We start from the raw sequence: 7562 nt of genomic DNA, 5'->3' as shown, positions 1-7562 counted from the left end.
CCCATCGCCGTCTTGAACATCGCAGAAATGGCGCCCACCAGCATCATGTGAACCCGAGAAGCGGGATGAGCGCGAGACCAGAATCCGTTCCATATCAGGGGCGCACAACAGGGGAAGCTGGCGCACCACGGTTATGCGCAGCAAAAACAGGGGTGAGTGTCTCGCGCGGGCCGCACATTTGCCGAAAACCCGACCGCAGACTTGCATGAAGACCTTTGGCTCGGGCAAACTGGGTGCCTGCGTCCCCAGTCTCAAACCCAGCACATCGCTGGCGCCAACGCATGGCCCCGGACCGCCGAAAACCGGCTTTGCTACAACCTCGTTAGAGCCCCACAAAAATGCTGCCCGCAGTCTCCCTGTCCGACACGATTGGCATTGAGGAAGTCCTTGAGCTTTACCGCGCGAATATCTGGTCCTCGGCGGAAAAGCCAAACGAACTGCTGGCTGCATTGAGGAACTCACACGCTCTGGTCACAGCCAGATTGAATGGCAAGCTTGTGGGCATCGGAAACGCGATTTCTGACGGCTACTTGGTCGTCTACTTTCCTCATATGCTGGTGCATCCAGATCACCAGCGCCAAGGCATCGGACGCCTGATGATGGGAAGGCTTCTTGAGCGGTATCGTGACTTTCACCAATTCATGCTTGCCGCCGATGGGGAAGCTGTCCAGTTCTACGAGAGTTTGGGTTTTTCGCGAGCAGGACGAACCGTTCCGATGTGGGTCTATGCGGGCACTGAACATTAGTACTGCAACCCGAAAATATCGAAACATGAAAGCGCGTCTTCGCACCCATGGCCGCGTTGCAACCCTTGCGAAGGCGCACAGCCTTCGCTGCGGCTTGCGCCTCGCCTTGGGCGCGAAGCCATCACTTTCATCTTGTTCCGCTACTTCCGCGTTGCAGTACTAGCCGCGCGGTGAGTTTGGCTATATTCCTTCCATGACAACAACAAGCCGAAACCGGGGCAGCCTGCTCAGCCTCATCCTGCGGCGCGGCCGTGAGGAACGCCTGACCCAGGCCGCTGGCGGTCTCACGTTCGCGGTGGTGGTGTCCATGGTGCCGCTGCTGGCGGTGAGCTTCGCCGTGTTCGCGCGGACCCCGGTTCTGCATGCGGCCGGTGAAGCGATTCGCGAACACCTGCTGCGCGGCCTGCTGCCGGCCGACATCGCCAGAACGGTGCTCAAGCACCTGGCGCAGTTCACGGGCAACGCCGGCGGGCTCACGCAGCTGGGCTTCGCGCTCCTGCTGGTGTCGGCCCTGACGCTGCTGCTGAGCGTGGAGAACACGCTCAACCGGATCTGGCAGGTCAGGAAAGCGCGGACCGTGCTGCGCCGGCTGGCGCTGTACGTTTCCATGCTGCTTATCGGCCCGGTGATCATCGGCGCGAGCCTGTGGACCGCGTCCTATCTGCTGGCTGCCTCCGGCGCCCTGGTGGGCACGCGGCCCGTCTGGCTGCCGCATGCCCTGAACCTGGGGCCGCTGGTTTTGAGCGTCGCCGGTTTCGCCTGCCTGTTTCGCTTCGTGCCGCACACCGCCGTGCGATGGCGCGATGCGGTCGCCGGCGGCCTGCTCGCCGGCAGCGCATTCGAGCTGGGCAAGCACGGCTTCGCGATCTACCTCGCCAACGTGCCCACCTACCGCACGATTTACGGCGCCTTCGCGCCTCTGCTGGTTTTCCTGGTGTGGGTGTACTACTCGTGGCTCGTCACGCTGGCTGCGGCGCTGGTCAGCGCCAGCCTGCCGCGTGCCGGGGCGCAGCCGGCGCGGCGGCCGGCACGGGCCTAGCCCGTTCCGGGATACAGCCCTGTTTTATTCTGGGAACAATCCTGCGACTGGCCCATGGCGGCCTTCGCCGAAGCGGCCATTCGTGCGACACCAGCCGACCGTCTGTTTCAGACTGAAAGCGGCTGTACAGCTTTCCGAACTGATCGCTTCATAGCAGTCATTGCCATCAGCAGCTCCACAGTGGGCAATGTGGTCGCGATTTCGAAAATTGCTGCACCCGCCTTCGGCCCGAAGCAGCCGTCCCCACATCGCGGTAGCGGAAAGAAGTAACTGTAGATAGGCGTCTCCCATGGGATGCCAAGTGGCTATAGGCGAGCAGATTGTCGACACGTTCCAGTGCAGGAACCGTGAGAGCAGTCTTAATTTGCCTTGAGCCGTCCACTGCTTCGTTTAGGATTGACACCTCAATGACCCTAAAACAGATCGAAGCCTTCTATTGGGCGGCCAAACTCGGCAGTTTTGCTATTGCCGCACAGCGCCTGCACGTCACGCAATCGTCGCTATCCAAACGGATAGCAGAGCTGGAAGAGTCCGTCGGTGCCTTGCTGTTTGACCGGTCGAACAAACGTGCGCAGCTATCCGACGCTGGTCAACGACTCCTCGGCCATGCGGCGAGCATGCTGGAGCTTGGCGAGGCTATGCGTGCTGAAGCCAGTGCCAAGTCCGGATTGAGTGGCGTTTGCCGGTTCGGTATTACTGAGCTTGGTTCACTCACTTGGTTGCCGGGGTTCATCGGACTGGCTCGACGGATGCACCCAGCCCTGACTTTTCAGCCGTATGTTGATCTTGCACGCATCCTGGAAAAGCTCGTGTCGAGGGGAGAATTGGATTTCGCCGTGGCTCCCGGCCTGGCGCAGGATGAGGACATCTCTTGCTACAAGATTGGCGAGGTTGAATGCACTTGGATGGCCTCACCGTCCAGAATCGCCGCAGGCACGATCTTGTCCGCCAAGCAACTTGAAGCGCAGCCGATCATCACCATGACGGAAGGCTCCGGCATGACGGCGGCGATCAATCAGTGGGCCCTTGAGCACCGGATCAACCTTCACAGGACATTGGCATCCAACAGCATGATGGCCATTGTCGGCCTCACGGCAGCCGATGTCGGCATTAGCTATCTTCCAGCGCTTTTCATGGAACCATGGATTGCGCAGGAGCGGTTGGTGGCTTTCCGCAGCAGACCTGCCCCACCTAATCTGAGCTACTACTTTCTATCCCGACGCGACGACAAGCGCGAGCTGATCGAAACGATGAGCGGCATGGTCGCCTCCGCTGCGGACTTCGGAGCATCAGCCCTGCGCTGAGTTGCACATACATTCCTGAAAGGAATGACGAAACAATAAAATAAATCGCTTGTTAGAATGTCCTACGACAAGCATCATCGCGTCCTGTGTTCGAAATTAAACAGGAGACAAAGATGCGATTTATAGGCTCAACCTTAGCGGCTTTAACACTTGCGTTTGCGGCGGTTCAGCCCGTCTGGTCGGCGTGGCCGGAGGATCGCTCCATCGAGGTGATTGTCGGCTTCGCGCCGGGTGGAGGCACCGACCTGCTGGCGCGAAAGCTCACGCCCTTCTTGCAGAAGCGCCTGGGCGAAAAGGCGCAATTCATTGTCGTCAACAAGCCGGGCGCCGCCGGCGAAATCGCGAATGCCTCTTTGGCCCAAGCGAAGCCGGACGGCTACACGATCGGCATCGTCAATGTGCCCGCCTTTTTGTACGTGCCCATGGTCAAGAAGTCCCAGTACAAAGTCGAGGATTTTCGCCTGATTGCTCGGCTCGTCGACGATCCGACAGTGTTGGTCACCCGTGCTGACAGCAAATACAAAAGCCTCTCAGATGTCGTCAGCGAACTGCGCCGAAAGCCGGCGTCCATCTCGTTCGGCCATAACGGTACGGGCTCGAACGGAGACCTGGCACTGGTCGCGCTTTCCTCCGCAGCGGGGGTGCAGGTCAATGCAGTGCCGTACAAGGGAACCGCCGCGCAAAAGACCGATCTCCTTGGCGGTCATCTCGACTTCGGCGTGATCAGCGCGGGCGAGGTCCCTGAACTGCATGGGGGCAAGACAGGACAACTCAAGGCGCTTGCCCAGTTCTCCGAAAAGCGATCGAATGCCCTCCCGCAAGTGCCCACTGCGAAAGACGAAAAGGTCGCGGTGTTGATGTCTTCCGAACGAGGCCTCGCCGCGCCCGCCGCTGTCCCGGCGGACATCATCAAAAAGCTTCAGGATGCGGTCGAACAAACATTGCGCGACCCTGAATTCCTTGCTGCGGCGGGCGGTGATGCCCCGGTAGTGGCCTACCTGTCTGGTGCCCAGTGGCAACAGTCGCTACAGCAAAACAGCAAGGTGCTGCGGGCAGTTGCGGACAAGGCCCCTAAGCAATAGGCGAGATCCATGACGAACGACACCATTCTCATCACCGCGCCGAAGGTGCATGCCGAGGCAACCGAGTTGTTGCGCGACTATCGGCTTGTGTTCACGGATGCGTTAGTCACTGAAGACGCGCTGGTCAAACTGTGTATCACAGAGAAGCCGGTCGCCATACTTGCGCGCTACGGCCTGTTCAACGAACGCGTTCTCGCGGCGTCACCGAAACTGAAGGTCATCTCTCGCCATGGCGTGGGCATGGACGCGATCGACAAGATTGCGGCCGCACGACTCGGCATCGCGGTCGAAGCCGCGATCGGGTCGAACAGCCAGGCTGTTGCCGAACACGCCATCGGAATGATGTTCGCGTGTGCCCGCAAGCTGGCGTGGCTCGACCACCGCATGCGCCAAGTTCATTGGGACAAGGATGGCTACCTCGGCATGGAGTTGTGTGGCGCCACCCTGGGCATTGTGGGCTGCGGATCGATTGGCCGTCGGGTCGCCGAATTCGGCAAGGCGATGGGCATGAACGTGCTGGTCTGTGACCCGTATCTTTCAGCGAGCGATCTGCCCGCCGGAGTGACCCAGGTCGACCTCGACGTTGTCCTCCGCCGCTCAGACATCGTGTCCCTGCACTGTCCATTGAACGACGAAACCCGCGGGATGCTCAGCGCAGAGAAACTGAACGTGCTGAAGGCCGGCACAATCGTCATCAATACTGCGCGGGCAGGGCTGTTCGACGAGCATGCCATGCAGTCGAAATTGCACGAGGGACGGCTCAGCCTGGGCCTGGATTGCTTCGTCGATGAGCCGCTCCGGGCGGATTCCGGTTGGCTCACAACGCCGAATTCAGTGTTGACACCCCACGTCGGTGGCACCACCGATGGTGGCATGAAGGGAATGGGTGTTGGCGCAGCGCGCAACATCCTCAAGCACTTGGAGGCGCGAGCATGATCGGACTGCAGATTCTCAAGCGTCAGCGAGCGGTGGATCTCGTCTTGGCCGAGCGATTCCGGGCAGTGCCGGTCGCAAATGTCAGCGACTGCATGTCCCGGATGACTGCGGGCGGTGCACGGTTGCGCCCGATGCATGAAGGCGGGTACATGGCCGGTCCCGCGCTTACAGTCAAAGTGCGCCCCGGGGATAATTTGCTCGTACACAAGGCGCTCCAGATGGCAGTCCCCGGCGACGTGATCATCGTGGATGCTGGGGGTGACTTGACCAACGCCATCGTCGGTGAAATCATGGTTGGCGACGCCGTTCGGCGAAAATTGGGCGGAATGGTGATCGACGGGGCTGTGCGTGATGCAAACGCGATCCGCTCGGGTTCGTTCCCGGTGTTCGCCGCCGGCGTGACGCACCGCGGACCGTACAAGGATGGGCCTGGCGAGATCAACGTCCCTATCGCGATTGACGGGATGGTTGTCTGTCCCGGTGATCTGATCATCGGTGATGATGACGGCATCCTGTGCGTACCTTTTGACCAAGCGGAAGTCCTGCTCGCCGCCGGTCTTCTGAAAGGATTGGCCGAGACCAAGATGATCTCTGACATGGCCAGCGGCAAATACGACGCTGGCTGGATCGACGCGAACCTCAAACGCATCGGATGGATCGAAGCCCAATGACGACGAATGAAGCATTGATCGCCCGTCTCGCCCGGATCGTCGGCGAGGGGCACGTCCTGACGGGAGCGACGGCGGCGCCGTACCTCACCGATTGGCGCGGCCGATTCATCGGCAAGGCCCTTGCCGTTGTTCGACCTGAATTCCCGCAACAAGTTGCCGACGTGGTGCGCCTCTGCGTGGATCACAACATTCCAATCGTCCCCCAAGGTGGGAACACCGGTCTTTGCGGTGGTGCGACGCCTGATCAATCCGGGCGCGCCGTGATCTTGCTGACCACGCGCCTGAACCGAGTGCGCGAGATTGACACGGCCAACGACACAATGACGGTCGAAGCGGGCTGCATTCTGCAGACAGTCCAGGAGCGCGCGCAATCCGTGGGTAGGTTGTTTCCGTTGTCGCTGGGAGCGGAGGGAAGCTGCACCATCGGTGGCAACCTATCGACCAACGCGGGTGGCACGGGAGTGCTGCGCTACGGCAACATGCGCGAGCTGACCCTTGGCCTGGAGGTTGTGGGCGCGGACGGCCAGATTTGGCATGGTCTGCGCGGGCTGCGCAAAGACAACGCCGGGTACGACCTACGGGACCTGTATGTCGGCAGCGAGGGCACACTCGGTATCATCACCGCGGCCACGATCAAGCTCTTCCCGCAACCTGTCGCACGGTGCACGGCGATGCTCGCGCTTCCCGGCGTCGACAAGGCGGTGGCGTTACTGTCGCGCGCGCGGGCCGGCTTTGGTGCGGCACTGACGGGCTTCGAGTTGATGGCGGGCGCGTGCATGCGAATGGTGACGCGCAGCTACCCGCACTTGCGCTTGCCCTTCGAGGGTCCTTCTGCCGATGCCCCATGGTTCGCCCTGCTTGAGATTTCCGATTCGGAAAGCGAGCAGCACGCTCGCGAGCGTTTCGAAGCGGTGCTGGGTGAAGCTGTCGAATGCGGCGAGGCTGACGACGCGGTCGTCGCCGAAAGCATCACGCAGAGCAGGGCACTTTGGCATCTGCGCGAAAGTATCACTCTGGCTGAAGCCGAGTCCGGCAAGAGCATCAAGCACGATGTTTCGCTCGCCATCTCACGCATCGCCGAGTTCCTGGCGCAGACCGACGCGCAATTGCAAGAGCGCTTCCCGGGCATCGTCAATATGACCTTCGGCCACTTGGGGGACGGAAACTTGCATTACAACGTAGGCACTTCCGGCCGCTTCACCGAGAGCGACATGGTCGGGCACCAAGCCGAGATCTACGCCTTGGTGCACGACGCGGTGAGCGCAATGGGTGGCTCGATTAGTGCCGAGCACGGCATTGGTCAACTCAAGGTCAGCGAATTGATACGGTACAAGAGTGACCAGGAGATCAAGGTCATGATGCTGCTGAAGAAGGCGCTGGATCCGCAATGCCTTTTGAACCCGGGCAAGGTGTTGGCAGCCTATTGACGTCGTCGGAGACATGCGTATGTTCATAAAACTCAAGACCAACCGTCGGTAAATTTGCCTGCTCCCGGTTCACCGAGGTACGAAGAGCCTAGGGACTCTTGAGCGATGAAGATGGTCGGGTTACTGTCTGGCGACGGAGGCAGGACAGTTGTGGGTGACTTTCGCTGGTGTCGGCGCGGGTAGAAAAGCCGACCCTCGGCAAGGCTCCAGCCAAGGGCAAACCTGAGCCTGCGTCGTCCCCATCTTTGAGAAACCCGTTCGCAGACGGGTGGGGGATACGGCTTTCTTTGCATGACGGGCGCTTTGGGTCGTCAAGAGCCGGTCATGAACGACCGTTGACTGGAAATCAATTGGGTT

At 60.5% G+C, this 7562-nt stretch carries 7 protein-coding genes; all 7 read left to right on the top strand.

Going from position 1 to position 7562, the window contains the following annotated elements; genetic code table 11:
* Nucleotides 1-338: 338 nt before the first annotated feature.
* The 7 genes from RMO23_RS03490 to RMO23_RS03460 all read left to right on the top strand — a co-directional run bounded on the left by RMO23_RS03490 (nt 339) and on the right by RMO23_RS03460 (nt 7205).
* Complete coding sequence (locus tag RMO23_RS03490; RefSeq protein WP_309678711.1) at nt 339-746, top strand: GNAT family N-acetyltransferase; 408 nt, start codon at nt 339-341, stop codon at nt 744-746.
* Nucleotides 747-939: 193 nt separating this feature from the next.
* The gene (locus tag RMO23_RS03485; RefSeq protein WP_309678710.1) at nt 940-1785 is read left to right on the top strand and encodes a YhjD/YihY/BrkB family envelope integrity protein; all 846 of its coding nucleotides are present in this window, start codon (nt 940-942) and stop codon (nt 1783-1785) included.
* A 407-nt stretch (nt 1786-2192) separates the two neighbouring features.
* Complete coding sequence (locus RMO23_RS03480; protein ID WP_309678709.1) at nt 2193-3089, top strand: LysR family transcriptional regulator; 897 nt, start codon at nt 2193-2195, stop codon at nt 3087-3089.
* 113 nt (nt 3090-3202) lie between these two features.
* Nucleotides 3203-4171: a tripartite tricarboxylate transporter substrate binding protein gene (locus RMO23_RS03475; RefSeq protein WP_309678708.1), complete on the top strand. Its 969-nt coding sequence runs from the start codon at nt 3203-3205 to the stop codon at nt 4169-4171.
* A gap of 9 nt (nt 4172-4180) precedes the next feature.
* Nucleotides 4181-5107 carry an NAD(P)-dependent oxidoreductase gene (locus RMO23_RS03470; RefSeq protein ID WP_309678707.1) on the top strand — a complete coding sequence of 309 codons (927 nt, stop codon included), beginning with the start codon at nt 4181-4183 and terminating at the stop codon, nt 5105-5107.
* On the top strand, nt 5104-5778 hold the full coding sequence (locus tag RMO23_RS03465) for an RraA family protein (RefSeq protein WP_309678706.1): 675 nt from the start codon (nt 5104-5106) through the stop codon (nt 5776-5778). Before RMO23_RS03470 ends, RMO23_RS03465 begins: the two co-directional genes overlap by 4 nt.
* A complete protein-coding gene (locus RMO23_RS03460; protein WP_309678705.1) occupies nt 5775-7205 on the top strand; it encodes an FAD-binding oxidoreductase in 1431 nt (476 codons plus the stop codon). The genes RMO23_RS03465 and RMO23_RS03460 overlap by 4 nt, the downstream gene beginning before the upstream one ends.
* Nucleotides 7206-7562: the final 357 nt, after the last annotated feature.

This window comes from Polaromonas sp., from assembly GCF_031411155.1.
Lineage (GTDB): Bacteria > Pseudomonadota > Gammaproteobacteria > Burkholderiales > Burkholderiaceae_C > Polaromonas.
This window is presented reverse-complemented; position numbering and strand designations above follow the sequence as displayed.